We start from the raw sequence: 25,161 nt of genomic DNA, 5'->3' as shown, positions 1-25,161 counted from the left end.
GGCACCCACGGTCCGACCGCAGTCTGCCTTCGGAACCGGAACAGCGGGTGACTACAGGGCGCCGTACGGCCGAGACGATGGATCGCATCCCCACACCGTCGTCCGACAGGAGCACCTTTCCGTGACCACCACACCCGTCGCCGACCGGGCCACCGCCGTGGCCGCACGCGCCACGGATCTCTCGAAGATCTACGGACAGGGCGAGACCCAGGTGGTCGCCCTGGACCGGGTCTCCGTCGACTTCCGGCAGGCCGAGTTCACCGCGATCATGGGCCCCTCCGGCTCCGGCAAGTCCACCCTGATGCACTGCGTGGCCGGTCTCGACACCTTCTCCTCCGGTTCCGTGCGCATCGGCGACACCGAGCTGGGCTCCCTGAAGGACAAGCAGCTCACCAAGCTGCGCCGCGACAAGATCGGCTTCATCTTCCAGGCGTTCAACCTGCTGCCGACACTGACCGCCCTGGAGAACATCACCCTCCCGATGGACATCGCGGGCCGCAAGCCGGACAAGCAGTGGCTCGACACCGTCATCGGGATGGTGGGCCTCGCCGACCGGCTCGGTCACCGTCCCTCCCAGCTCTCCGGCGGCCAGCAGCAGCGCGTCGCCGTCGCCCGCGCCCTCGCCTCCCGGCCCGAGATCATCTTCGGTGACGAGCCCACCGGAAACCTCGACTCCCGTTCCGGCGCCGAGGTCCTGGGCTTCCTGCGCAACTCCGTACGGGAGCTGGGGCAGACGGTGGTGATGGTCACCCACGACCCGGTGGCCGCGGCGTACGCGGACCGGGTGGTGTTCCTGGCGGACGGCCGGATCGTGGACGAGGTGTACGGGCCGACGGCGGACTCGGTCCTGGACCGCATGAAGCAGTTCGACGCCAAGGGCCGCACCAGCTGACGCCCCCTCACCCTCACACTGAGAACTGAGACTTCCCATGTTCCGCACCGCCCTGCGCAACGTACTCGCGCACAAGGCCCGGCTCCTGATGACCGTGCTCGCCGTGATGCTCGGCGTGGCGTTCGTGTCGGGGACGCTGGTCTTCACCAACACCATCTCGGACGCCTACCAGAAGAGCTCCGCCAAGGGCTTCGGCCACGTCGACGTGGCCGTGACGGCCGAGGGCCGGGAGGACACCGGCGACACGATCGGCAGGACCCCCGAACTGACCCAGGCCCTCCTCGACGACGCCGCGAAGGTGCCGGGGGCCGCCTCCGCCACCGGTGTCGTGAGCGGCTTCACCGCCATCGCCGACAAGGACGGCAAGCTCATCGGCGGCGGCTTCCAGTCGCAGGGCGGCAACTACTGGGGTGACAAGGACCCCCGGTACCCGCTGAAGTCCGGCGCCGCCCCGCACGGCAAGGACGAGGTCGCCATCGACTCGGAGACCGCACGGCGCGCCGGTTACCAGGTGGGCGACAGCCTGCGCCTCTCGGTCGACGGCCCGGTCCTCACCCCGAAGATCACCGGCATCTTCACCACCGACGACGGCAATGTCGCCGCCGGCGGCAGCCTGGCCCTCTTCGACACCGCCACCGCCCAGCAGCTGTTCGGCAAGACGGGCACGTACGACGAGATCGACGTGACGGCGAAGGCGGGCGTCACCCAGGCCGCACTGAAGGCCGAACTGGACAAGGCGCTGCCGAAGGACGTCGTCGAGACCACCACCGGCAAGCAGCTCGCCGACGACCAGGCGGAGATGATCGCCTCGTCGATGAGCGGTCTGAAGCAGGGCCTGCTGGTGTTCGCGGGCATCGCGCTCTTCGTCGGCACGTTCATCATCGCCAACACCTTCACCATGCTGGTCGCCCAGCGCACCAAGGAGCTGGCGCTGCTGCGGGCGGTCGGTGCCTCGCGCAAGCAGGTCACCCGGTCGGTGCTGATCGAGGCGTTCGTGGTGGGCGCGGTCGCCGCCGTGACCGGCCTGATCGCCGGCGTCGGCATCGGCGCCGGACTGCGCTCCCTGATGGGCGCGCTCGACGCCACGGTCCCCGCCGGACCGCTGGTGATCTCCCCCGGCACGATCGGCGCCGCTCTCGCGGTCGGCATCCTCGTCACCATGCTGGCGGCATGGCTGCCGGGCCGCCGAGCGGCCAAGATCCCACCGGTCGCGGCGATGAGCAGCGTGCACGCCCAGGCGACCGTGAAGTCGCTGGTGCTGCGCAACACGATCGGCGCCCTGTTCTCCGCGGCCGGCGTCGCCGTGATCCTCGCGGCGACGACGATGGGCGGTTCGGACGGCCAGGCCCCGATGGGAATGGGCGCGGTGCTGCTGATCATCGGCGTGTTCATCCTGACCCCGCTGCTGTCCCGCCCGCTGATCGCGGCCGCGGCCCCGGTGCTGCGGATCTTCGGGGTGTCGGGCAAGCTCGCCCGCCAGAACTCGGTGCGCAACCCGCGCCGTACCGCCGCCACCGCCTCCGCGCTGATGATCGGCCTCACCCTGATCACCGGCATGACGGTGATGGCGGGCAGCCTGCAGCAGTCGATCGACAAGATGGCCTCGTCGGCGCTCAGCGCGGACTACGTCGTCTCCATGGCGAACGGCAACACCCTCTCTCCCGACGTCGACCGGAAGCTGAAGGCCACCGACGGCGTCACCGCCACCAGCCCGCTGCGCAACGCGCCTTCGCGCATCGACGGCGAGACCGAGTACCTCACCGGCGTCACCGGCGGCACGATCGGCGAGCTGACCGACCTCAAGGTCGACGACGGCACCTTCAAGGTCGGCGGCACGGACGTCGTCGTGGACGACGACACCGCCGCGTCGCACGGCTGGAAGGCCGGCTCGACCTTCACCGCCTCGTTCGAGGACGGCAAGAAGCGGCAGCTGACGGTGGCCGGGGTCTACGAGGGCAACGAGATGATCCGCGGCATCATGCTCGACAACGCGACCCTCACCCCGCATGTGGCGGACCCGACCGACATGCAGGTCATGGTCAAGACGTCCGACGGCCCGTCCGGCGCCACGAAGGACCGGCTGGAGGAGGCCCTCGGCTCCAACCCGGCCATCAAGGTCCAGGACAAGAAGGACATATCCAACGAGATCGCCCAGATGTTCACGTTGATGCTGAACATGCTGTACGGCCTGCTCGCCATGGCGGTGATCGTCGCGGTCCTGGGTGTCATCAACACCCTGGCCATGTCGGTCTTCGAGCGCTCGCAGGAGATCGGCATGCTCCGCGCGATCGGCCTGGACCGCAAGGGCATCAAGCGGATGGTCCGCCTGGAGTCCCTGGTGATCTCCCTGTTCGGCGGTGTGCTCGGCATCGGCCTGGGCGTGTTCTTCGGCTGGGCGGCCGGTGAACTGCTGGCGTCGACGATGGCGACGTACGAACTGGTCCTGCCGTGGACCCGGATGGCCGTCTTCCTGCTCCTCGCGGCCACGGTCGGGGTCCTGGCGGCCCTGTGGCCGGCCCGCCGCGCGGCCCGCCTGAACATGCTCAGCGCGATCAAGTCCGAATAGCCGGTCGAGGATTCGGTACGACGCTGAGGGCCCCGCTTCCTCCGGGAAGCGGGGCCCTTCGTCGTCGGTCGTTGTCAGGCATTCCAGGTACGCGCCCGCAGCGGCATCCCGGAGGCGCCGGACTCGGGCGTTCTGACCGCCAGTACCTGGTTGACGCCGATGCGGTTGCGTTCGAAGGACAGCGCGGACGCCGCCATGTACAGCCGCCAGACGCGGGCGCGACCGGGGCTGGTCAGCTTGACCGCGCGCGCCCAGTCGGCCTCCAGGTTGGCGACCCAGCGGCGCAGGGTGAGGGCGTAGTGCTCCCGGATCGACTCGACGTCCCGCACCTCGAAGCCGGCCCGCTCCAGCTGGGTGACGGTGATGCCGATGGGCTGGAGCTCGCCGTCCGGGAAGACGTAGGAGTCGATGAACTCGTCCACGTGGTAGGTCGACTCCTCGCGGTGCGGGCGACGCGCGATCTGGTGATTGAGCAGCCGGCCGCCCGGCTTGAGGAGGCGGTGCAGGACGTCGGCGTACTCCAGATAGCGCTGGGCGCCGACGTGCTCGGCCATGCCGATGGACGAGATCGCGTCGTACGGCCCGTCGCCGACGTCCCGGTAGTCCTGCACCCGGATCTCGACCATGTCGGTGAGCCCCTCGTCGGCGACGCGCTTACGGGCGTACGCCGCCTGCTCCTGCGACAGCGTGATGCCGACGACGCTCACGCCGTGCTCGCGGGCGGCGTGGATGGCCATCGAACCCCAGCCGCAGCCGACGTCGAGAAGCCGCTGATCCGGCTTCAGGGCGAGCTTGCGGCAGATGAGTTCGAGCTTGTCGCGCTGGGCGTCCTCGAGAGTGCCGGCGTCCTCCCAATAGGCGCACGAGTAGACCATCGACGGGCCCAGCACGAGCTCGTAGAAGTCGTTGCCGACGTCGTAGTGGTGGCTGATGGCCCGCCTGTCGCTGCGCCGGGTGTGCAGATGACGGCGTCTGCGGACCTCCTCCCGGGGCGGGGCGGGCGGCAACGCGGGCCCGGCCAGCCGCACCAGGCCGCGGACGGCGGCGCGCACCTCGGGTTCGCGCAACGCCTCGGCGAGACCGCGGGCGTCCTCATCGCGCTCCCAGATCAGCCCGGCGAGCAGGTCGAGGGCGGTGTACAGATCACCGTCCACATCGACGTCCCCGGCGACCCAGGCGCGGGCGAGGCCGAGTTCGCCCGGTTTCCACAACAGCCGGCGCAGGGCCCGCCGGTTGCGTACGACGAGCACCGGCGCGCCCGGCGGGCCCGCCTGCGTACCGTCCCAGGCGCGGATGCGCACCGGGATCGGAGTTCCCAGCACCTGTTCGAGCAGCCCCTTCAGCCGCGGCGCGGCGTCAGCCATGGCGCACACCTCCGTGACGGTCATCCCGGAATGTCCAACACCACGTAAGCACCTGCGGGGCTTGCTGGCAGTCCCCCACGCGCGTTACGGCTGAGCAAACCCCTGTCAGGGGGGAGCTGTCAGAGTTCGTCGAGCGCGTCCGGTGTGATGTCGATGTCGATGTCGTACGGGTCGTCGAGCTTGAGCCGGTCGCGGTGAGTGCCGGTGAGGGCGTACGTCTTGGACACGGGGTCGAGCTCGTACGTCCGCACGACGGGGCGCTGGTGCGCACCGGTCATCTCGACCAGCCAGAAGTACGGGATGCCGGCGCCGGCGTACTTGTGGGGCTTGGTGTCGCGGTCGCGGGCTTCGGAGTCGGGGGAGACGACCTCGGCGGCGAGCAAGACGTCGGCGGCCTGGAAGCGGGTCTGCTCCCTGCTGGTGACGGCTTCGGCGCGGACGACGGAGATGTCGGGCTCGGGGCCGTTGCGGCGGTCCAGGACGACGGTCATCTCGCGGCGGACCTTCAGCTCCCTGGGAACCGTACGGCGCAGGCCGGTCACCAGAAGGTCGATCATGGTGCTGTGGAAATCCCGCTGCGGACTCACGAAAACCAGGCTCCCGTCGATCAGCTCGGTGTGCGGCGGGAGGTCGGGCAACGTGAACAGGTCGTCCACGGTGTATCCGTCCCGGGGCGGCACCGGCCAGCGGCAGCCGGGCTCGGAGGTCGGCTCGGCGAGGGGCTCGGCGGTCATGATTCCTCCCATGGGCGGGATTCTCGGCCTGCCCATCCACGGTAGCCGCCGGAATGGATGATCGTCATTACAAAGAGTGACGTCAGGACTCTTCGGGCTCCGGGGCCAGACCCCCCGTCCTTGGCACGGTCATCCGGCAGCATCCGCACCAGCGACGACAACATCGGCCCAGACGGTCAGCCCCCTACCCGCCCGCCGCGTTCCCCACCGGTCGGCCAGTGCGGCGGTGATCAGCAGTCCGCGGCCGTGCTCCTGCTCCAGGACTGGCAGCCCTGCCGTGCCCGGGGACGGCATCGGCGCGTACCCGTTGCCCTCGTCGGTGACGCTGATCGTGACCATCCGGGAGGTGAGAGCACAGGTGACCGTGATGGTGCGGCTGTCGGTGTGCTCCAACGCGTTGGCGACGAGCTCTCCGGTGATCGTTTCCAGATCGTCCGTCGTACCGGCCGGCAGACCCCACGACCGGGCCGTCTCGCGTACGTAGCGCCGGGCGGCGCTTGCGGAGGCGAGGTCGCGACCGCGGAGTGTGAGCAGACCGAATGCGCGGGATTCGGTGGGGCTGTGCGCCAGTGCGTCGTGAAGGACAGTCGGCAACGACGCGGAGGCCGGCCGGCCCTCTCGGGCCCGCCGATCCCTGGCGAGCAGGGCACCCCGCGATACGGCGATGAGCAACACGTCCTGGAGCGCATCCGCCAACTGACCGGCGAGACCGGCGCATTCCGCGCCACCACCTGGGCCACACCCAGGAAGCACCTCACGCGCACGCCCCAGCAGTCGCTCCGCGAGCCCGAGCTGCACGTCCTCGATCCGGTCGGCAAGCCGGGAGGCGGGGCCGCCGTCGCCGTCCGTGAGCAGCAGACAGGGCTGACCGTGTGCGGCGGTCCAGGGCAGGAGTCGTACGCGGTCCGCTTCCTCACTCATGACGCCGCTCCCAGTACGGCGTGGATGTCACGAGCATCGAGGTCGACACCGTACGTGGCACACCAGAGGGTGTCGCGGCGCAGGCGCTGGAGGCGGGCCTTCTCCTCGCGTTCGTGGGCGGTGAGGTAGGGGCGGACGAGGGGCGTGGAGGTGCCGTCGATGGGCTCGTACCAGCGTCGGACGCTCGATGCGAGGGTCGGACGGGACGGCTCTGCATGAAGAGCCAAGGAGCGAACGGCCCGTGGCGGGTGGACCGGAGGCGGCAGGCACTTCGCTCGATGGCGGCCGACTGGTGTGAGGAACAGCCGTGTCCGGTTGACGAGTTGCCTGATCAGTCGTCGCATGAGGACTCCTTTGGCGAGATGCGACCCGCGGCACTCTGTACACACGCAACGCCGTTCATCACGATTGGCGACCGACTCATCACGCACCGCGTTCGTTGAGTATGCTGCCATTGAATTTCAACCTTCGAGGGTCGATTGGCTCAACTCTCCCCCGACAAGGTGAACTTCAAGGCGGGAGCTGTGAGCACCGGCGCTGCGTACGCTCTGCATGCCGCTCCGCAGAACAAGGGATCAGCAACGACGACGGCCAAGTGGGAGACGAGACGGTGACCGTACGAGGATCAGCGGGACCCGCTGGCCGCATGCAGATCGCCCGTGGGCTCAAGGCACTTCGCACCCGGGCCGGCCTCACGCAGTCCGAAGTGGGCAAGCGCGCGGGGGTTTCCGTCGGGACCGTGAACCGGTACGAGACATGGCAAGACCGCGCCAAGCTGAGGATCCCCACAGTGAGAGCGATTGCCGATACGTGCGGCGCCACCCCCCAAGAGCTGGACACGCTGATCCAACTCGTCCGCAACCAGGAGAATGGTTGGTGGATGGACCATCCAGCCGTGCCGGAGGTCATGGATCCGCTGATGTCCTTCGAGGATGTCGCCGAATACGAGCACGTCTTCGCGAACTCACTGGTACCGGGCCTGCTCCAGACCCCGCGTTACGCACTCGCCCTGCACGAAGCACAGGACATCCGCACCGAAGCCGACGTCATCGCAAGCAAAGTGGACGCCCGCATCAAGCGTCAGACCATCCTGAAACGCTCCCCCGCACTGCACCTGTGGGTGGTACTCGACGACGCGGTCCTCAGGCGCCGCGTCGGCGGCACCGACGTGATGGTCGAGCAAATCGACCATCTTCATGCCATGGCGCAGCGTCCCAACGTGGACATCCAGGTGCTCCGGTTCACCGCGGGCGCACACGCGGCCGGCTCAGGCGGACACTTCTTGATCCTCGGCCGCGATGACGAAGGCGACCCGCTCGACAGCATGAACGTCGTCTATCTCGAACTCCACAAGCGTGGGCTCTATCTCGACGCTCCCGCCGATGTGCAGAGCTACAAACTCATGTTTGACTACCTGCGATCGCAAGCGGCCGACACGTCGGTCAGCCTCGAGCTGCTGGCCGCAGCACGACAGGAGCTCGCACGATGAACGAGACGCCGACCTCTGACCAGTTCGCAGCAGCAGGCTGGTTCAAGAGCAGTTACAGCGCAGCAGACAACGAGTGCGTGGAGGTTTCCCACGTCGTCCCGGCGTGGGTGGGCATACGCGATTCCAAGATTCCTGGCCGGCGCGGACTCGCCGTGAGTGCTGACGCATTTGCCGTGTTTGTCGAAGCCATTGCACAGGGCTGACGAGTCTCGGCTGCGAGATCTCTGCGCCCATTTCGCACCATCGGCGAGCTACGGACCACCACTCACCATGGGCTACGGCTCCCCGGCGAACGGCTGCTTCCCAGCCTGGCCCTGGCCGCCTGATCCACCCCTCACCGCGGTCCGGGCCCCTCCTGGTCCCGCACCGATGCTCAACCCGTCGGCCAGGTGCGGCAACGCCTGGCCGACGGTTCCACCGGCTCACCTCACGAGAGGGAGCTCCGCCCATGTCCCTGCAGACGTCCCCCGGCCGGGGGACGCCTCACCGTCCGGCGACACGTCGTCCAGTTCAGCGGCGGCATCGGGTCCCTCGCAGTCGCCGTCCGCGTCGCACGGAAGTACAGCATCCGCAACCTCACCCTCCTGATCGCCGACACGGGCATCGAGGACGACGATTGGTGGAAGTTCGCCGACGACACCAGCAGGCTTCTCGGCGTGCTGCTGACGAAGGTCACCGACGGGCGCACCCCTGGGAGGTGTTCGGCGACGTCCGGTTCCTCGGCAACGACCGACTGGCCCCCCTGCACCCCGATCGCCAACCTGGTGCGATGGGCCAAGATGCGCTGGCGCGTCGAGTGCGACTACCGCGAACTCAAACACGTTCCCGGCGGCCACCGCTGCCACCACCCGACAAGTAGCACTCCGGCCCGGCTGCGTCAGAAGCTACCGCACGTACCGATATATCCGGTGTCCGTGTTCCGGTTGCACACACGGAATCTCACATCATTGAACCCCGAACCTGAGAAGTTCTCGATCCAGCCGTCATCGTCGTACCCGTTAGGAGCCACTGTCGGCCCGAAAGACTGTCCCCACCGCGTACCTTTCCATTGAAGCACGGGCTCGTACGGGTCGTCCCAGTTTCCACATGTCGGCCGCCCGGAGTACCAACCAAAGTTCCCCCCGTAATTAATATGGTAGGTGCCACCTGATTCAAGGCTGTAGTTGTAGTCGAGGAAGGCGACCCCACAGGAATTACCGCTGTATCTGGTCAGCTCCGCTGCGTTCGCCACAGAACTGGTCGCGAGAATCAGGCTTCCAGTGGCGAGCCCCACTGCAGCCGTGTACCCGGCGTGCCGCAGACTCCGGGAGCCCCTGGTACGGGTTGATGTATTGTCGCCTCTCATATTTCCCCTCCCTTAAGTAACCACACCGTGTTCTGCGCCGACGGCTCAGCGGCCTGGGCGAAGGCATGGATGAGGACTGTTTCGGTGTTCGGCATCCACGATGCCGAACAGGACAGCACCCGGCCTTGTCATTCCGTGCAGAATTGTTGACGATTCGCGCATGCCTTGGGCAGCAGATTTCTGTAGTCCCGCGGTATCCCGTAGGTGGCCCCGGAACAGGCGGCTGAAGTGCGTGCGATCGGTGAAGCCTCAGCGTAGGACGCCGGGCCGTCACAGCCCCGGGGTCTTCTGCTGCCGACACCGGCATGGCCAGGTCGTCCGGGACTGCACCGTGCGCGGCTTGGGACCCGTCCGCGGCCCCTCTTCTCCTTAGCACGGAGTCAAGGAGCTCTTTCAGCGTGGCCACTGATCGGGTGAGGGGATCGGGTCCGCAACGCACGAGGCTCCCGTGCCGTTGAGGGAGGTGTTCGAAGTCTCAACTCACCTCGAGTGCCAACACGGTGTTCGGCGCCAGTGCCGCGAAGGCGCCGCGGCGGATTGTGTTCTACTCGTTCCTTGGCCACCAGCTGACCGGCAGCCAGGTGGAGGAGGCCGCGAGGCCCATCTGGAGGACCGCGAAGGCCGTGTCGAAGCTCTGGTTGAAACGCTCGGCCTCCGCCCCGTTGCAGGAGTCGCAGGCTATGGGAGTGAGCCCGCCGAAGAAGAAGGCCAGGAAGCTTGCCGGGAGCGTAATCACGGTCGAGATCAACGCACGCGGCACGGCAGCGTTCGGTCTGTTGTCCCCATGTGCTCCACCCAACTGCACGGGCTGAACAGGCACATGGGCGCTCGTACTCGATTCACCCAGGCAGTACGCCCGGCTCATGCCGGTGACTTGACTGAGCAAACGCCGAAGGGACCACCCGCACCACGGACGGCGGGTGGCCCCTTCGGGGTGTTCAAGTGACCGGAGGTCAGGAGGCCTTGGCCTTCTCCTCCGTCTTGGTCGCGGCAGCGACCGGCGCGGGCTTGGCCGCCTCGTAGAACTCCTCGCGCGGGGACTCCAGCGCGCCGAGGGCGACGACCTCGCGCTTGAGGAACATGCCCAGCGTCCAGTCGGCGAGGACCCGGATCTTGCGGTTCCAGGTCGGCATGGCCATGCCGTGGTAGCCACGGTGCATGTACCAGGCGAGACGGCCCTTGAGCTTGATCTTCATCTTGCCCATGACGATCATCGCGACGCCCTTGTGGAGGCCGAGCCCGGCCACCGCGCCCTTGTTGGCGTGGGAGTACTCCTTCTGCGGGAAGCCCCGCATGCCGGAGATCACGTTGTCGCCGAGGACCTTGGCCTGGCGGAGGGCGTGCTGGGCGTTCGGCGGGCACCAGGCGTTCTCGTTGCCGGCCTTGCGGCCGACGAGGTCCGGGACCTGGGCGTTGTCGCCCGCGGCCCAGATGTAGTCGGTGCCCTGGACCTGGAGGGTCGCCGCCGTGTCGACGTGGCCGCGCGGGCCAAGGGGGAGGCCGTAGCGGGCCAGGACCGGGTTCGGCTTGACGCCCGCGGTCCACACGATGGTGTTGGAGTCGACCTCGAGGCCGTTCTTCAGCACCACGTGGCCGTCGATGCAGGAGTCCATGGAGGTGGACAGGTAGATCTCGACGCCGCGGCTCTCCAGGTGCTCCTTGCCGTACTGGCCGAGCTTGGGGCCGACCTCGGGGAGGATCTTGTCGGCGGCGTCGACGAGGATGAAGCGCATGTCCTCACGGGACACGTTGTTGTAGTACTTCGCCGCGTCGCGGGCCATGTCCTCGACCTCGCCGATGGTCTCCGCACCCGCGAAGCCACCGCCGATGAACACGAAGGTGAGCGCCTTGCGGCGGATCTCCTCGTCGGTGGTGGAGTCGGCCTTGTCGAGCTGCTCGAGGACGTGGTTGCGCAGACCGATGGCCTCCTCGATGCCCTTCATACCGATGCCCTGCTCGGCGAGGCCGGGGATCGGGAAGGTGCGGGAGACCGCGCCGAGCGCGACGACGAGGTAGTCGAAGGGGAGCTCGTACGCTTCACCGACCAGCGGGGAGATCGTGGCGACCTTGCGGTCCTGGTCGATGGTGGTGACCCGGCCGGTGAGCACCTCCGCCTTGGGGAGCACGCGTCGCAGCGGGACGACGACGTGTCGCGGGGAGATGTTGCCGGCGGCGGTTTCGGGGAGGAAGGGCTGGTAGGTCATGTACGACCGGGGGTCGACGACCGTGACGGTCGCCTCGCCGTAGCGCATCTTCTTGAGAATGCGCCGAGCTGCGTACAGGCCTACGTACCCACCGCCTACTACGAGGATCCTGGGACGCTCCGTGGTGCTCATGCCATCGAGTATCCACCCGCCTCAGGGGGGTAGTTCGTGCGCCCCTTCACAAGCTCCTGCATGCCCTGTGTTACACTCCCCGGCCCGCGTGACGCAGGTCATGGTCACGCCCGGGAACCGAGGGGCGGTGCGACCCGTTGTCAATGCCGCGTGAGCTGCCTCTCTGGGTCGCCGGCCCCCCTGTGAGCCGGTCGAAACACGCTTCCGCGAGAGCCTTCCAGTACGCCCCTACAGCAGCCTTCTGAACGCGTTCAAGGGCTGTTGGGCCCCTGGAAGGGGCAACCGGGCCCTTTCCGCCCTCCGACAGGGCCCAATTCCTTGTGAAGAACTTCACGAAGTTTTCCGACGGGGCGTCGCGAAGGGGCTCACGGAGGCCCTTCGGATGAGCTCATACGCTAGCCGACCTGCTCAACTGATGACTACTGGCCAGTAGCAAACGAGACCCGGACCACCCTGCCCGAGCGACCTGCGTCACCGACCACGCGCCGCCAGGCCTCAGTGCGCTTCAAGGAGGTGGGAGGAGGCGGCCCGCAGGACTTCCCGCAGGATCGTCGGCGTGGCCCAGGGGACCACGGACCGGAGACAGGCGGCGGAGCGGGTGTCCTTGTCGAGCAGCAGAGCCGCGTGCAGCTCCGCGATCAGGGGAGGGAGCCGGTGCGCGCAGCCTCCTGGATGCTCGCTGGTCACACCGGCGAGCACGCCTGCTTCGAAGGTCTCGTACTCATCCGACTCGACCCACCAGGAGAAGTCCCGCAGGCGGGCGTACCGCAGCTCCGCCTCCCAGGAAGACATCGGGAGTTCCTCGAAGCGGGCGATCCCTTCTCGCTTCGACGTGCGAAGCGATGAGGCCGTGTGGGTCAGGAACTCCAGCCGGTCCTGATCCCCGGCGGCCGCATCCAGCCTCGTGAGGAAGCCTGGCGGCAGATCCTGGTCCGGGGATGTCTTCAGCTCCTCGGCGATGAGGTCGAGGAGGGCTGCCAGCGTGGCGCTCGGCATGGCCCACCTCGCTGTGGCGCAGCTGTCCAGTGTTCGGTTGATGCGTGCGATCTCGTCGGCGAACGGTGCCGTCCCGCCTCGTTCGCGTGCCGAGGCGAGGATGTCGACGAGCCTCGCCACCATCCCGTTGTTGAAGACGGCGCCGGTATAGGAAGTCACGGCCGGCCGCTGCAGTTCACGCAACGGACCACGCGATGCCGTCGAGGATGTCGTGCTCGCTCACGACGACCTCCTCCGCGCCGATCCGTTCCATGATCGACAGCAGGACGAGAGCCCCCGCGGCGATGACGTCCACCCGCCCCGGATGCATGGAGGGGACGGCCGCGCGTTCGGCGTGGGTGGAGTGCAGCAGCCAGTCGGTGATCTCGCGGACCCTGTCGTGGGAGACACGGGAGTGGTGGATGCGGGCCGAGTCGTACTCGGGCAGGTTCTGCGCGATCGCCGACACCGTCGTCACCGAGCCGGCCAGGCCGACCAGCGTGTGCGCCTCGCGCAGCGGCACCGTCTCCTCGGCGAGGTCGAGGGCCGCCTCGATGTCCGCCCGCATCGCGGCGATCTGCTCCTCGGTCGGCGGGTCGGAGACCACGCCGTCGCGGACCAGGTGCCGTTCGGTCATCCGCACACAGCCGACGTCGACCGAGCGCGCCGCGCGGACGTGGTCCTCGCCGACGACGAACTCGGTCGAGCCGCCGCCGATGTCCACGACGAGGTAGGGCTTGGGGAGATGGTCGTGTTCTGCCAGTTCCCTGGTCGCGCCGGTGAAGGAGAACTCGGCCTCCTGATCCCCGGTGATGACCTCGGGCTCGACGCCCAGAATGTCCATGACGCCGCGCACGAAGTCGTCCCGGTTCTCGGCGTCCCGGGAGGCGGAGGTGGCGACGAAGCGGAGCCGTTCCGCGCCGTGCTCCTTGATGATCGCGGCGTACTCGCGGCAGGCCGCGAAGGTCCGCTCCAGCGCCTCGGGCGCCAGGCGGCCGGTGCGGTCGACGCCCTGGCCGAGCCGCACGATCGTCATGCGACGGTCCAGGTCGACGAGTTCGCCCGTGGCCGGGTCGGCGTCGGCGACCAACAGCCGGATGGAGTTCGTGCCGCAGTCGATGGCGGCCACTCGGGTCACTGGTCGTTCTCCTCGTTCGTGACGGTCACACAGGCGCCCTTGCGCCACCACTCCGGCAGCATGGCGAGGGCCTCGTCGCCGAGGGGGTTCACGCCGGGTCCGGCGGCCAGCGAGTGGGCGACCAGGACGTGCAGGCACTTCACCCGGTCCGGCATGCCGCCGGCGCTCGGGAAGCCCTTCAGCTCCTCGATCTCGTCCCGGCGCCGGATGTAGTCCTCGTGCGCGGCGCGGTAGGCGGCGGCGAGCTCGGGGTCGGTCTCCAGGCGGGCCGTCATCTCCTTCATCACGCCGTTCGCCTCCAGGGTGCCGATCGCCGAGGACGCCTTGGGGCAGGTCAGGTAGTACAGCGTCGGGAAGGGCGTGCCGTCGGGCAGCCGCGGGGCCGTCTCCACGACGTCCGGCTGCCCGCACGGGCACCGGTGCGCGATGGCGCGCAGCCCGCGCGGCGGCCGGCCGAGCTGCTGCTTGAAGGCCTCGACGTCCGCGTCGGTGGGCTCGGTGCGCGGGGTGGGCGGCGGGGGGGTTTCCATGACGTTCTTTCTCTTGTGGTCACTGGTCGGAGGCGTCGGACTTGTCGACGCCGTCCCAGACGTTCGCGTACCAGGGGCGGTCGGCCGCCCCGGAGTCGGCGTGCGACTGCTCGGCCGCGTCCGGGTCGATCACGACGTAACCGGTCTCCCCCGGCATCACATAGTGCAGTCGCTCCCGGATCTGCTGCTCCGCGTACGCGTCGTCCTGCCAGCGTGCCTTGAGGTCGCGCAGTTCCTCGACCCGCTGCCGGGCCTGTTCCTGCTGCCGCTGGAGGTCGGCAATGTCGGCGCGCTGGGCGACGTACTGCCTTATCGGATAGGCGAGGGCGACCACCAGCGAGCAGACGACGAGCGCGAGCAGCGCTGCGCGGCCGGTCAGCCGGGAGCGGCGGGCCTGGCGGCGGGTCTGGGAGCGGTAGACGCGGGCGGCCGTCTGCTCGCCGAGCAGCCGGATCCTGGTCGTGGTGGAGAAACGGTCCCGGTCCCTGGCGGCCATCTCCCACTCCCGTCACACACGCGCGTACGTCCCCGCACACGGTACGGGACCGAGTACGGGGACGTACGTACGACGCTTCCTACAGGGCCCTGCTCAGCCCTTGAAGCGGGGGAACGCCGAGCGGCCGGCGTACACCGCGGCGTCGTCGAGGATCTCCTCGATGCGCAGCAGCTGGTTGTACTTGGCGACGCGCTCGGAGCGGGCCGGGGCGCCGGTCTTGATCTGGCCGCAGTTGGTGGCGACGGCCAGGTCGGCGATGGTGACGTCCTCGGTCTCGCCGGAGCGGTGGGACATCATGCACTTGAAGCCGTTGCGCTGGGCGAGCTCGACGGCGTCCAGGGTCTCGGTCAGCGAGCCGATCTGGTTGACCTTGACCAGCAGGGCGTTGGCGGCGCCCTCCTCGATGCCCTTGGCCAGGCGCTCGGGGTTGGTGACGAACAGGTCGTCGCCGACGAGCTGGACCTTGTCACCGAGCTTGGCGGTGATGGTCTTCCAGCCCTCCCAGTCGTCCTCGAACAGCGGGTCCTCGATGGAGACCAGCGGGTAGGCGTCGACCAGCTCGGCGTAGTACTCGGTCATCTCGGCGGCCGAGCGCGCCTTGCCCTCGAAGAGGTAGGAGCCGTCCTTGTAGAACTCGGACGCGGCGACGTCGAGCGCGAGGGCGATCTGCTCGCCGGGGGTGTAGCCGGCCTCCTTGATCGCCTCGAGGATGAGGTCGAGGGCCTCGCGGTTGGAGCCGAGGTTCGGGGCGAAGCCGCCCTCGTCGCCGAGGCCGGTGGCCAGGCCCTTGCTCTTCAAGACCTTCTTGAGGGTGTGGTAGACCTCGGTGCCCCAGCGCAGGGCCTCGGAGAAGGACTCCGCGCCGATCGGGGCGATCATGAACTCCTGGATGTCCACGTTGGAGTCGGCGTGCGAGCCGCCGTTCAGGATGTTCATCATCGGCACCGGCAGCAGGTGCGCGTTCGGGCCGCCCAGGTAGCGGAAGAGCGGCAGGTCGCTGGCCTCGGAGGCGGCGTGCGCAACGGCGAGCGAGACGCCGAGGATGGCGTTGGCGCCGAGGGAGCCCTTGTTGTCGGTGGCGTCGAGGTCGAACATCGCCTGGTCGATCAGGCGCTGCTCGGTGGCGTCGTAGCCGACCAGCTCAGGGCCGATCTGCTCGATGACGGCCAGGACGGCCTTCTCGACGCCCTTGCCCTGGTAGCGGTTGGGGTCGCCGTCGCGGAGCTCGATGGCCTCGAAGGCGCCCGTGGAGGCGCCGGACGGGACGGCGGCACGACCCGTGCTGCCGTCGTCGAGGCCGACCTCGACCTCGACCGTGGGGTTGCCTCGGGAGTCCAGGATTTCCCGGGCTACGACGACGTCGATGGACGGCACGAGCATCTCCTTCGTGGATGTGACGCGGTTTAGCAGGACCGCAGCGGCTCTGCGAGATGAGCCTAACCGGCTCCGTGGGATCGGCCAGCCGGTCGCCCACCCCGTGGACGAAACCGATCGTAAATTGTTTCCGAACGGAACAAAGACGGTTCCTCAAGAATGAGGGCCCGAGCGAAGAACGAGGGCCCCGAGCGAAGAACGAGGCGCGAGCGGTGACACAAAAGACCCGCCCCGGCGCGTACGGGGGAACACGCACCGGGGCGGGGCCCGTGGGGACGGGGGACCCTCACGGGGGTCTGCGAAGCCCGGATCACTTCAGGTCAGGCGAAGCTGCCGACCCGGGTGGATCCGGATCACTTCAGGTGCAGCTGCTGACCCGGGTAGATGAGGTCGGCGTCCTCGACGATGTCCTTGTTCAGCTGGAACAGCTTCTCCCAGCCGCCCTTGACGTCGTGCTCCGCGGCGATGGTGCTGAGGGTGTCGCCGGTGACGACCTTGTACTCGCCGTCGCCCTTCTCGACCTTCTCACCGGTCGGGGTGGTGACGGTCTTCTGCGCCGGGCGCTCCTGCGAACGGGAGGCCGGCTGCTGCTCGGTCGAGCGGGTGGTGGTCTCGGTGCTGCTCTGCGAGGAGCCCTCCGGGGAGGAGTCACTCGCGCCACCGCCGGTGTACGTGGCGTTCGACAGGCCCGTGCCGCAGTGCGGCCAGGCACCCTTGCCCTGACCCGCGAGCACCTTCTCGGCGATCTGAATCTGCTGCGCCTTGGTGGCCTGGTCGGCCGTGGCGGCGTACTGCGTGCCGCCGTACGCGGCCCAGGTGGAGGCGGAGAACTGCAGACCGCCGTAGTAGCCGTTGCCGGTGTTGATGGACCAATTGCCGCCCGACTCGCACTGGGCGACGGCGTCCCACTCGGAGGCGGTGGCGGCGGAGGCACTGCCGGCCGCCATCAGCGGGGCGGCGACGGCGGCGGCGCCGGTGACGCCGACGACGGCTATGGCGCGAGCGGCCTTGGACGGACGACGGTGCTTGCCCTTGCCGGAAAACAGCATGGAGAGATCCCCTCACCGACGCCTGCGAGGTGAGCTGTCGGGTTCGGGCCGGTTGAGTTGCCCGGCCACGCCCCTGTGGGGAGGCGTGACTTCACCCCAAGCCGTACCGGCTCAACTGTCCGGTGCGGCGCTTACCTTGGGTCCCCCGCTCCTGCCTACGGCGCTTGACGCGACGACTGTTCCCGAACGGCCGCTGGCAGGATTCGGCGTTGCGGCAGCCGGGGCTCGCGTTGGCGAGCGGTCATGACCGTAGACACGCGATTGGCGGAATTTCAAAGAGGATCAGGGCCTCTGAGACTCATCCCACACTTTCACCAAACCGGACATTAGGCGCGAAGCATGACGTGAACTCCCGCTACTTTTCGCCCGGTTCGACCCCGACATCCAGCGTCTGACCGGGGATGATGTGGTTGGGGTCGGCGCCGACGATCTCCTTGTTGTCCGCATAGAGCACGGACCATCCCCCTTGGACGCCAAGGGAGTCGGCGATGCCCCAGAGGCTGTCCCCCTCGCGCACGGTGTACGACCCGTCGGCGGCATCGCGCGCGGAGGCGCTGTCGCGCGAGGCGTGGCGGCCCGAGGACTCGGTCGTACGAGCGCCGGTGGCATCCTCGTCGGCGCTGTCGCCGCGATGCTTGCCCGTACCGGTGTCGACCAGACCGGAATCACCTTCAGTCTGCCCCGAGTTGTCCGATTCGGTGGCCTTCGGGGCCGCTGTGGGTGAGCTATCGGATTCCTGAGAGTTGTCCGGGGTGGAGTCGGTGGGCGTCGGGCTCGCGGAACCATCCGTCGCATTCGATGACGAGTCAGACGACGGGGATGACGCGGTGGATTCAGGCGAAGACTCTGCCGAATCAGACGAATCGGACGAGCTGGAGGAACCAGACGAGTTGGACAAGCCGAGCGAGTTGCGCAGGCTCTCGGAAGTGTCCGACGAGGTGTCACCGGCCACGCCCGTGTCCACGTCGGCCGAACCCTTGTCGGCGTTGAGACCGGCGGTGAGCCCGCAGGTGCCCCATGCGCCCACACCCTGGTCCGCGAGAATCCGCTCGGCGACGGCAATCTGCTGCGAACGGCTGGCCTGGTCGGCGCGGGCCGCGTACGCGAGGCCGCCGTACCGCTCCCAGTCCTCCTGGGACAGTTGCAGCCCGCCGTAGTACCCGTCGCCCGAGTTGGCGCTCCAGGAGCCGCCGCTCTCACACTCCGCCACCCGGTCCCACGTCGTGCCGCTGGCCGCGCTCGCGCCGGTGGCGCCGAGGAGTGGGATGGCGATGGCGGACCCGGTCACGCCGGCCGCGACCACGAGGGCCGGAGCCTGGCGGGGGCGACGGTGACGACCGTTCCCGGAGAGCATGCGGGGACCTTTCACGAGACAGCAGTGACCGGCGCGGCGACTGGTGTTCGACGTCGCGCTGCTGGGTGAACGTATCGGCAGTCGATCACTTGTCACAAGTTAATGCCGCGCAGATCACGTGAAGATCACAGAGTTGAGGTCGTGTCACGTTTTCGGTGCCGGAGTGGAGGATTCCGGCCGAATCCGGGGAGCTGCCATTACGAAATGGGCGTGAACTCCACGGGCAGCGTGCGCAGTCCGCGCATGATGAGGCCGCCGCGCCAGCGCAACTCGCCGGGGTCCACGGCCAGTCGGAGGTCCGGGAGGCGGGTGAGGAGGGTCGCGAGCGCGGTCTGCCCCTCCAGGCGGGCGAGCGGGGCGCCGAGGCAGTAGTGGATGCCGTGCCCGTAGCCGAGGTGCTGGTTGTCACGGCGGGCGAGGTCGAGGGCGTCCGGATCGGCGAACCGCTGCGGATCCCGGTCCGCGGCAGCGAGTACGACGAGCACGGGGTCGCCGGGCGCGATGTCCTGCCCGCCGATGGTGAGCGGCTGGGTGGCGAACCGCCAGGTGGCCAGCTCCACCGGGCCGTCGTAGCGCAGAAGTTCCTCGACCCCGGTTTCCAGCAGGCCGCGGTCGCCGGTGGCAAGGGCCTGCTGGAGGCGGGTGCGCTGTTCGGGGTGGGTGAGCAGGGCGTAGGTGCCGTTGCCGATCAGGTTGACGGTGGTCTCGAACCCGGCGAACAGCAGGATGAACGCCATCGCCGCGGCCTCGTTCTCGGTGAGGTGCTCGCCGTGGTCGGAGGCGCGGATGAGGCCGGAGATGAGGTCCTCGCCCGGGGCCGGTTCGGCGGAGAGCGACTCGCGCTTGCGGTGGATGAGGTCGGCAAGATAGCCGCGCATCTTCTTCACCGACCGCGCGACCCCGCCCCGCGGCCCTCCCCCGTGCCGAATCATCATGCCCGCCCAGTCCCGGAAGTCGTCCTGGTCCTCGCGGGGGACGCCGAGCATGTCGCAGATGGCGTAGATGGGGAGCGGGAAGGCGAACTCGTGGATGAGGTCGGCGGAGCCGTTGCGGGCGAACCGGTCGAGGAGGTCGTCGGTGAGCTCCTGCACCCGGGGCGCGAACTCGGCGACGCGGCGGGGCGTGAAGGCCTTGGAGACGAGCCGGCGGAGGCGGGTGTGGTCCGGCGGGTCGATGTTGAGCAGATGCGTCATCAGCTCCGCCTTGCGCTCACCGGGGATACCCGTTTTGCCCTTGGCGTGCGCGGGCTCGTCGTGGTGCGCGGGGTTCTTGCTGAGCCGCTGGTCGGCGAGGGCCTGCTTGGCGTCGGCGTAACGGGTGACCAGCCAGGCCTCCACACCGCTGGGGAGCCGTGTCCGGTGGACAGGGGCGTGCTCACGGAGCCAGGCGTAGGCCGGGTAGGGGTTGGTGGCGAACTCCCACGTGAAGAGCTCGGGGGCGTCCTGGTGGGGGCTCGGGCGGTGGGGCTGGCTGCTCACCCGTTGACGGTATCCGGAGGCGGAGGGACGGGTGACATCGGTCGCCGGTCGGCATCGGTCGCCGGTCGGCGGGTGACGTCAGTCGCCGGTCCCGGCTGTGTCGGAATCCGTCCGCTGTCCCCCGCTCTCGGCCTCCTGTCCCCGGCTCTCGGTCTCCCTGATCGCATCCCGGTACGCCCGCGCCGCCGCCCGTAGCGCCGCTTCCGGGTCGACGCCCTCCGCCTCGGCCCGCATCGCCAGCGCCAGCAGCTCGTACCCGACGCCCTCGGTCTTCGGCAGGGGCACCTCCAGACCCGCCGTACGCACCCGGGACGCCAGCTTCGCCGCGAGGGCCAGGCCCGGCTGGTGCAGGGGGATGCCCTCCGTCACCGACGTCCGCCGCTTCTCCTGCGCCTTCGTGCGCAGCCAGTGCTCCTTGACCTCCTCGGGCGTCGAGGCCGTCTCGTCCCCGAAGACATGCGGATGGCGGTGGATGAGCTTGGCGACGATGCCGGCCGCCACGTCGTCGATCGAGAAGGGCGCGTCCGGGTCCTCCTCGGCTATCCGGGCGTGGAAGACGACCTGGAGGAGGACGTCACCGAGTTCCTCGCGCAGCTCCTCGCGGTCGCCGTCCTCGATCGCCTCGACGAGTTCGTACGCCTCCTCGATGCCGTACTTCGCCAGGCCCTGGTGGGTCTGCCGGGACGACCACGGGCATTCGGCACGGATGCGGTCCATGACCTGCACCAGGTCGAGGAGGCGGGCGCCCGGCAGGTCGTAGGAGGCGGGAAGCAGCTCCAGCTCCGGCATGCGGACGCGTCCGGTGCCGGCGAGGCGGGCCAGGCCGTCGGTCAGCGCGGGCTCGCCCTCGCCCGTGGCGACGACCACCACGGTGTGCCCGTCGGCGCACACGTCGACCAGTTCCTCCGCGGTCGGGGACTCCTCGGCCACGGGTATCCCCGCCTCGCGCAGGTACGGCAGCTGCGGATGTGCCCCGTCCGCGCAGAGCACCCGGTCGGCGGTGCGCAACGCCTGCCACGCCGGCCAGGAGAGCAGGCCGGGCGCGACACGGTGACTGGTGGTGAGCAGGACGATCCGGCCGGGGATGAGGTCGGGGCTCGTGTCCGGGGCGCCTTCGAAGCTGGTTGCGTTCACGATCCGAACGTAACCCACGCCGCCGACAAGCCCCCGAGTTGTCCACAGGCAGGCCGCCGTACCGTTACGCCGGCTGCTGCGCCTGCGCCGTCGAGACGTCCCGTACCCACGGCGCCTGCTGGTCGACGCGGCTGCTCCGCTGGACGTCCCAGGTGCCGTAGCGCGGGTTGAGGTCGACGTTCAGCTTCTCCGAGGCCTTGGACAGGGCGTTCCAGAAGGCCGGCTGGCTGGTGTCGGTGCCGAGCTTCGCGGCGAGCTTCTGGGCCTCGAGCTGGAGACGGAGGTTCTCGTCCAGCCGCTCCGGCGCAATGCTGTACTGCTGCAGCCAGGCCGTCCGAAGCGCCTTGGGGCCACCGACCTGCTCCTCCAGGCCGGCCCGCATCTCCTGGACCTCCTTGCGGCTGACGGTGATGCCGGCGTCCTGGGCGGCGCGGTGCAGCACCCGGTCCAGGACCATGTTGTGCAGGGTGTCGCGGGACAGGGTGCCGGTGTTGGCGATGGCCTGCGCGTACTGCGCCTCGTCGTTCACCGCCGCCCGCTGCGCCGCGCGTACCTCGTTCACCCGGCTCTCGAGCTGGGACACGGTGATCCGCTGACCGCCGACGACGGCCGCCGCACCGGGGTGCGCATCGTTTCCGCAGGCGGTGAGGAGGGGGGCCACGGCGATCGCGGCGGACAGGAGGAGCGCGGTGCGACGACGGCGGTGCAAGGAAACCTCCCGAGGAGATTGTGCGACGGTGCACAAAGTCTTGCGGTGATCGATAGTAGGCAGCGGCCCAGCTTTGGCCAACCCATTCGACCAACGATTCACCAGGACTTCGGGCACCGCCGCGCCACCCGGCCGCAGGAGGACTACCCGCGTACCTGGCCCAGCCACTGCAGCGTCCGGCGTACCTCGACCGCCAGCGGATGCCCGGGACCGTTCAGCCGTTCCACGTCGTGCAGGAGCCGGGCCAGCGTGTCGTGCGCGGCGGCGCGGTCGCCGACGGCGAGGAGGAGGTGGCCGATGCGGCGGCGTACGTCGTGGGAGAGCTCGGGGTCGCCGGAGACGTACTGGTTCTCGTAGTACGGCAGCAGTGCCCGGTACGCGGCGAGCGCCGCCGCCGGTTCGCCGAGCTGTTCGAGGCACTGGGCTGCCTCGTAGCGGAACCGCAGGGACTGCGGGTCGGCCTGGCCGGCCTCGGCGGCACGTTCGTCGGCGAGGCGGCGCAGTTCGGGGAGCGCACGCCGGTACTGGCCGTCGTCCATGAGCGTGGCCGCGTACTGCTTGCGCAGGGTGCGGACGACCGGTGAGTGCTCGCCGTGCTGCTGCGCGGCGGCGGGCAGGATCGCGCCGAGGATGTCCACGGCCTGGGTGATGCGTCCCTCGCCCAGGAGACGCTTGACCTCGTCGACGGCGCTCGCGACGTCCGGCTGCTCGGCGACCGGCGTGACGGGGGCGGGCTGGGGAGCGGGCGTGCGCGCGCGGTCCGGCCACGGGGCGTGAGGGCGCAGGAAGGGGCGCGTGGGGTCGAGGGGCGCCCCGGTGGGTGTGCCGCGCGCGGGCAGGAGCGGCGCCAGGTCCTCGTACACCTCCTGCGCGGAGGCGGGCCGGTGCTGCGGGTCCTTGGCGAGCAGGCGCAGGACGAGGGCTTCGAGCGCCTCGGGAACCTCGGGTCGGGTCCGGCGCACGGGCAGCGGCGGCTCGTACAGGTGCCGGTGCAGCACGCCGAGCGCCGTGGAACCCGCGAACGGGACGTCGCCGCTGAGGAGTTCATGCAGGAGTACACCGAGTGCGTACAGGTCCGTGTACGGGCCGACCGCGCCGCCCATCGCCTGCTCGGGCGCCATGTAGGCGGGCGAGCCGATGGGGGAACCGGTGTGCGTCAGGCGCGTGGTGTCGGTGTCCATGACGGAGGCGACGCCCAGGTCGAGGACGGTGACCGTGCCGTCCTGCTTCACCATCACGTTGCGCGGCTTCAGGTCGCGGTGCACGATCGGCACCGCGTGCACGGCGCTCAGCACGGCGCACAGTTGCGCAGCGACGGCGACCGCCCACTGCCACGGGTACGGGGTGTGTTCGGCGAGATGGTCGGAGAGGTCGGCGCCGTCGACGTACTGCATGACGAGGAACAGCTCCTCGCCCGCACTGCCCGCGTCGTGCACGGTGACGAGCCCGGGGTGGTCGACCTGCGCGGTCACCCGGCACTCGCGCACGAAACGGCGGCGCAACTCGTCGGCCTCCTGCCCGGCCACCTTGTCGGGGCGCAGCAGCTTCACCGCCACGCGCCGGTCGAGCCGCTGGTCGTAGGCCGTCCAGACCTGGCCCATGCCGCCCTGTCCGATGAGCGTGGCCAGTTCGTAGCGGCCGGCGACGACGCGTGCTGTCGTCACGGTCACCGTCCGCCCTCGTGGTTGCCGTCGGGCCGGCCCTCGCGCTGACCGCCCTGCTTGCGCAGGTAGTCGCTGAGCTCGTCGAGTTCGGCACGCACCTGGTCGATCCGGGCCGGCGCGGGGCGCTGGGGCGGCGGGGCGGGCATCGGCGGGCCGGGGGTGACGGGCGTGGCGGCCTGGGACATCGGGGGCGGGGTGGGCGCGCTTCGGGTGAGCGGGGGCTGCGGGACGGTCGTGGCCGTGTTGTACGAAGCCTGGGCCGACGGCTGCGGGTAGCCGTACGCCGCGGTGGGCTGCGGGGCGTAGCCGCCGCCGTAGCGGAGCTGGTGGAAGTGGCGTACGTCCGCGGCGAGGTAGTACGCGATCACCGCCACGAGCGTGCCCAGCAGCAGTGCGAGGCCGGTCCAGCCGCCCGCGGTGTGGATCTCTTCGCCGGGTTCGCTGCCGAGCAGCACCACGGCCAGGATGTCGATGGCCAGCACCGCCACGAAGAGGCCCCAGTCCAGCGACCTGCGGGTGACGATCGCCAGGCGCAGCAGCATCGTCCAGGTCAGGAACCCGAGGCTGAGGACGGAGATCGCCACGAACAGCACACGCAGGAGGACCAGCCACGCCGTCGGGGGCGGCTGCTTCACCGGCTGCGTGTAGCCGTGGCCGTGCATGGCTGCTCCTGGTGCCTGAGGTGGGCGTACGAGGCCGGCCGGCGTCGGGCAACGCCAGTCGTGCGATTGTCGCTTCGAGCGTATAGGTCGACACCGACAAGCGGTCCCGGGTTGTACCGAACCGTTGTCGCACTGATCAATACCGTTGTGGCACTGATCACTGCCGTCGAACAGGTCCGCCGCGAACCACGCGCCGGCCCGTGCCGCTCACAGTCGGTGCCGCATCCACACGTTGGGCTCGACATACACCGCGAACCCGTGCTCCGGCTCGCAGCGCACCGGCACCAGGGCACCGGGTACCTCGATGTCGCCTGCGGTGTCGAAGGGCAGCCCGGTCCAGCGGCGCCAGTCGTGCAGCGAGGCGGCCACCGCCATCGACGCCGGCGCCACGGAGTGGACGGTGGCGCCCGCCCGGGCGTGGACGCGCAGCCAGGGGTCGTGCGGGAGCCCGTCGGGGCGCACTCGGTGGGCGTACTCCTCCATGGGCGTACGGGGTTCGAGGTGCTTGGCGCTGGGGCGGACGGGGGCGACGACCTCGTTGAAGCCGAGGGCTCGGGCGTTGTCGCGCATCGCCGTGAGCATGCGGCCGGACAGGCCGAGGCCCTGGGCATGCGGGGCGACGGTGACCGAGATCGCGCTGACCGTGTCGGGGCGGACACCGTGACGCAGGTCGGCGAACGCCCACAGGAGGACCTCGTCCCAGCCACGGGCGGGCAGTTCACCACGGCCCTCGGCGGCGAGCGCGAAGGGAACGCTGTGGGCGTGCGCGACGACCTCACCGTTCTCGTCCTCGGCGAACTGCACGTACTGCGGCAGTTCGGCGGCGATCTGCGGATAGTAGGCGTCCCCCACCGGGTCGTTGATGACGAACTTCGGCCAGGTGTTGGCCATCCCGGCCACCCGGTCGAGCATGTCCGGCCGCTCGGCGAGGCTCGATACCTTCAGCTCCAT

Annotated in this window: 23 protein-coding genes and 1 riboswitch; of the genes, 4 read left to right on the top strand and 19 right to left on the bottom strand. The window is 69.4% G+C overall.

Annotated features, from left to right (window positions below):
* Positions 1-121: 121 nt before the first annotated feature.
* Both ACFVJQ_RS19705 and ACFVJQ_RS19700 read left to right on the top strand, forming a co-directional pair.
* Positions 122-892 carry an ABC transporter ATP-binding protein gene (locus ACFVJQ_RS19705; protein WP_385513590.1) on the top strand — a complete coding sequence of 257 codons (771 nt, stop codon included), beginning with the start codon at positions 122-124 and terminating at the stop codon, positions 890-892.
* Between the two features lie 37 nt (positions 893-929).
* Positions 930-3,458 (top strand): ABC transporter permease, encoded by a 2,529-nt coding sequence (locus ACFVJQ_RS19700; RefSeq protein ID WP_385785421.1) that lies wholly within the window; start codon positions 930-932, stop codon positions 3,456-3,458.
* Between the two features lie 74 nt (positions 3,459-3,532).
* On the opposite strand, the gene ACFVJQ_RS19695 is transcribed toward ACFVJQ_RS19700, so the two are convergent.
* From ACFVJQ_RS19695 to ACFVJQ_RS19680, 4 genes are all read right to left on the bottom strand, one after another.
* Complete coding sequence (locus tag ACFVJQ_RS19695) at positions 3,533-4,822, bottom strand: class I SAM-dependent methyltransferase (protein ID WP_385513592.1); 1,290 nt, start codon at positions 4,820-4,822, stop codon at positions 3,533-3,535.
* Between the two features lie 119 nt (positions 4,823-4,941).
* Positions 4,942-5,556 carry a Uma2 family endonuclease gene (locus tag ACFVJQ_RS19690; protein WP_385785418.1) on the bottom strand — a complete coding sequence of 205 codons (615 nt, stop codon included), beginning with the start codon at positions 5,554-5,556 and terminating at the stop codon, positions 4,942-4,944.
* A 129-nt stretch (positions 5,557-5,685) separates the two neighbouring features.
* Positions 5,686-6,477, bottom strand: coding sequence for an ATP-binding protein (locus tag ACFVJQ_RS19685; RefSeq protein ID WP_385785415.1), 792 nt, complete (start codon positions 6,475-6,477; stop codon positions 5,686-5,688).
* Positions 6,474-6,704, bottom strand: coding sequence for a hypothetical protein (locus tag ACFVJQ_RS19680; RefSeq protein ID WP_385785412.1), 231 nt, complete (start codon positions 6,702-6,704; stop codon positions 6,474-6,476). Before ACFVJQ_RS19680 ends, ACFVJQ_RS19685 begins: the two co-directional genes overlap by 4 nt.
* 419 nt (positions 6,705-7,123) lie before the next feature.
* On the opposite strand from ACFVJQ_RS19680, the gene ACFVJQ_RS19675 reads away from it, so the two are divergent.
* Together ACFVJQ_RS19675 and ACFVJQ_RS19670 are read left to right on the top strand one after the other, a co-directional pair.
* A complete protein-coding gene (locus ACFVJQ_RS19675; protein WP_385785410.1) occupies positions 7,124-7,966 on the top strand; it encodes a helix-turn-helix domain-containing protein in 843 nt (280 codons plus the stop codon).
* Positions 7,963-8,169, top strand: coding sequence for a DUF397 domain-containing protein (locus tag ACFVJQ_RS19670; protein WP_385785407.1), 207 nt, complete (start codon positions 7,963-7,965; stop codon positions 8,167-8,169). Before ACFVJQ_RS19675 ends, ACFVJQ_RS19670 begins: the two co-directional genes overlap by 4 nt.
* A 1,686-nt stretch (positions 8,170-9,855) precedes the next feature.
* Here the strand turns inward: ACFVJQ_RS19670 and ACFVJQ_RS19665 are convergent.
* The 15 genes from ACFVJQ_RS19665 to ACFVJQ_RS19595 form a co-directional block, all read right to left on the bottom strand.
* Entirely contained in the window at positions 9,856-10,047 is a 192-nt protein-coding gene (locus tag ACFVJQ_RS19665) for a hypothetical protein (RefSeq protein WP_385785405.1), read from the bottom strand.
* Positions 10,048-10,264: 217 nt separating this feature from the next.
* The gene (locus ACFVJQ_RS19660; protein WP_385513600.1) at positions 10,265-11,647 is read right to left on the bottom strand and encodes an NAD(P)/FAD-dependent oxidoreductase; all 1,383 of its coding nucleotides are present in this window, start codon (positions 11,645-11,647) and stop codon (positions 10,265-10,267) included.
* Between the two features lie 495 nt (positions 11,648-12,142).
* Positions 12,143-12,802 (bottom strand): hypothetical protein, encoded by a 660-nt coding sequence (locus ACFVJQ_RS19655; protein ID WP_385785403.1) that lies wholly within the window; start codon positions 12,800-12,802, stop codon positions 12,143-12,145.
* A gap of 16 nt (positions 12,803-12,818) precedes the next feature.
* The gene (locus tag ACFVJQ_RS19650) at positions 12,819-13,760 is read right to left on the bottom strand and encodes an exopolyphosphatase (RefSeq protein WP_385785400.1); all 942 of its coding nucleotides are present in this window, start codon (positions 13,758-13,760) and stop codon (positions 12,819-12,821) included.
* The gene (locus ACFVJQ_RS19645) at positions 13,757-14,290 is read right to left on the bottom strand and encodes a DUF501 domain-containing protein (protein ID WP_385513603.1); all 534 of its coding nucleotides are present in this window, start codon (positions 14,288-14,290) and stop codon (positions 13,757-13,759) included. Before ACFVJQ_RS19645 ends, ACFVJQ_RS19650 begins: the two co-directional genes overlap by 4 nt.
* A gap of 19 nt (positions 14,291-14,309) precedes the next feature.
* Positions 14,310-14,786: a septum formation initiator family protein gene (locus ACFVJQ_RS19640; RefSeq protein ID WP_385513604.1), complete on the bottom strand. Its 477-nt coding sequence runs from the start codon at positions 14,784-14,786 to the stop codon at positions 14,310-14,312.
* 93 nt (positions 14,787-14,879) lie between these two features.
* On the bottom strand, positions 14,880-16,160 hold the full coding sequence (gene eno / locus ACFVJQ_RS19635) for a phosphopyruvate hydratase (RefSeq protein WP_224738658.1): 1,281 nt from the start codon (positions 16,158-16,160) through the stop codon (positions 14,880-14,882).
* A gap of 353 nt (positions 16,161-16,513) precedes the next feature.
* Entirely contained in the window at positions 16,514-17,209 is a 696-nt protein-coding gene (locus ACFVJQ_RS19630) for a transglycosylase family protein (RefSeq protein WP_385513605.1), read from the bottom strand.
* 4 nt (positions 17,210-17,213) lie between these two features.
* A riboswitch (cyclic di-AMP (ydaO/yuaA leader) is annotated at positions 17,214-17,382 on the bottom strand.
* Positions 17,383-17,564: 182 nt separating this feature from the next.
* Positions 17,565-18,563, bottom strand: a complete 999-nt coding sequence (locus ACFVJQ_RS19625) for a transglycosylase family protein (protein WP_385513606.1) — start codon at positions 18,561-18,563, stop codon at positions 17,565-17,567.
* Between the two features lie 197 nt (positions 18,564-18,760).
* Positions 18,761-20,041: a cytochrome P450 gene (locus tag ACFVJQ_RS19620; RefSeq protein ID WP_385785395.1), complete on the bottom strand. Its 1,281-nt coding sequence runs from the start codon at positions 20,039-20,041 to the stop codon at positions 18,761-18,763.
* A 78-nt stretch (positions 20,042-20,119) separates the two neighbouring features.
* A complete protein-coding gene (locus ACFVJQ_RS19615) occupies positions 20,120-21,175 on the bottom strand; it encodes a nucleoside triphosphate pyrophosphohydrolase (RefSeq protein WP_385785392.1) in 1,056 nt (351 codons plus the stop codon).
* A gap of 64 nt (positions 21,176-21,239) precedes the next feature.
* A complete protein-coding gene (locus ACFVJQ_RS19610) occupies positions 21,240-21,884 on the bottom strand; it encodes a SurA N-terminal domain-containing protein (RefSeq protein WP_385513609.1) in 645 nt (214 codons plus the stop codon).
* A 143-nt stretch (positions 21,885-22,027) separates the two neighbouring features.
* On the bottom strand, positions 22,028-23,512 hold the full coding sequence (locus ACFVJQ_RS19605; RefSeq protein ID WP_385785540.1) for a protein kinase: 1,485 nt from the start codon (positions 23,510-23,512) through the stop codon (positions 22,028-22,030).
* Positions 23,513-23,550: 38 nt separating this feature from the next.
* The gene (locus ACFVJQ_RS19600) at positions 23,551-24,210 is read right to left on the bottom strand and encodes a hypothetical protein (RefSeq protein WP_385785389.1); all 660 of its coding nucleotides are present in this window, start codon (positions 24,208-24,210) and stop codon (positions 23,551-23,553) included.
* Positions 24,211-24,417: 207 nt separating this feature from the next.
* Positions 24,418-25,161 carry an N-acetyltransferase gene (locus ACFVJQ_RS19595; RefSeq protein ID WP_385785386.1) on the bottom strand — a complete coding sequence of 248 codons (744 nt, stop codon included), beginning with the start codon at positions 25,159-25,161 and terminating at the stop codon, positions 24,418-24,420.

The sequence above is a fragment of the Streptomyces sp. NPDC127197 genome, assembly GCF_042672405.1.
GTDB lineage: Bacteria > Actinomycetota > Actinomycetes > Streptomycetales > Streptomycetaceae > Streptomyces > Streptomyces flavusporus.
This window is presented reverse-complemented; position numbering and strand designations above follow the sequence as displayed.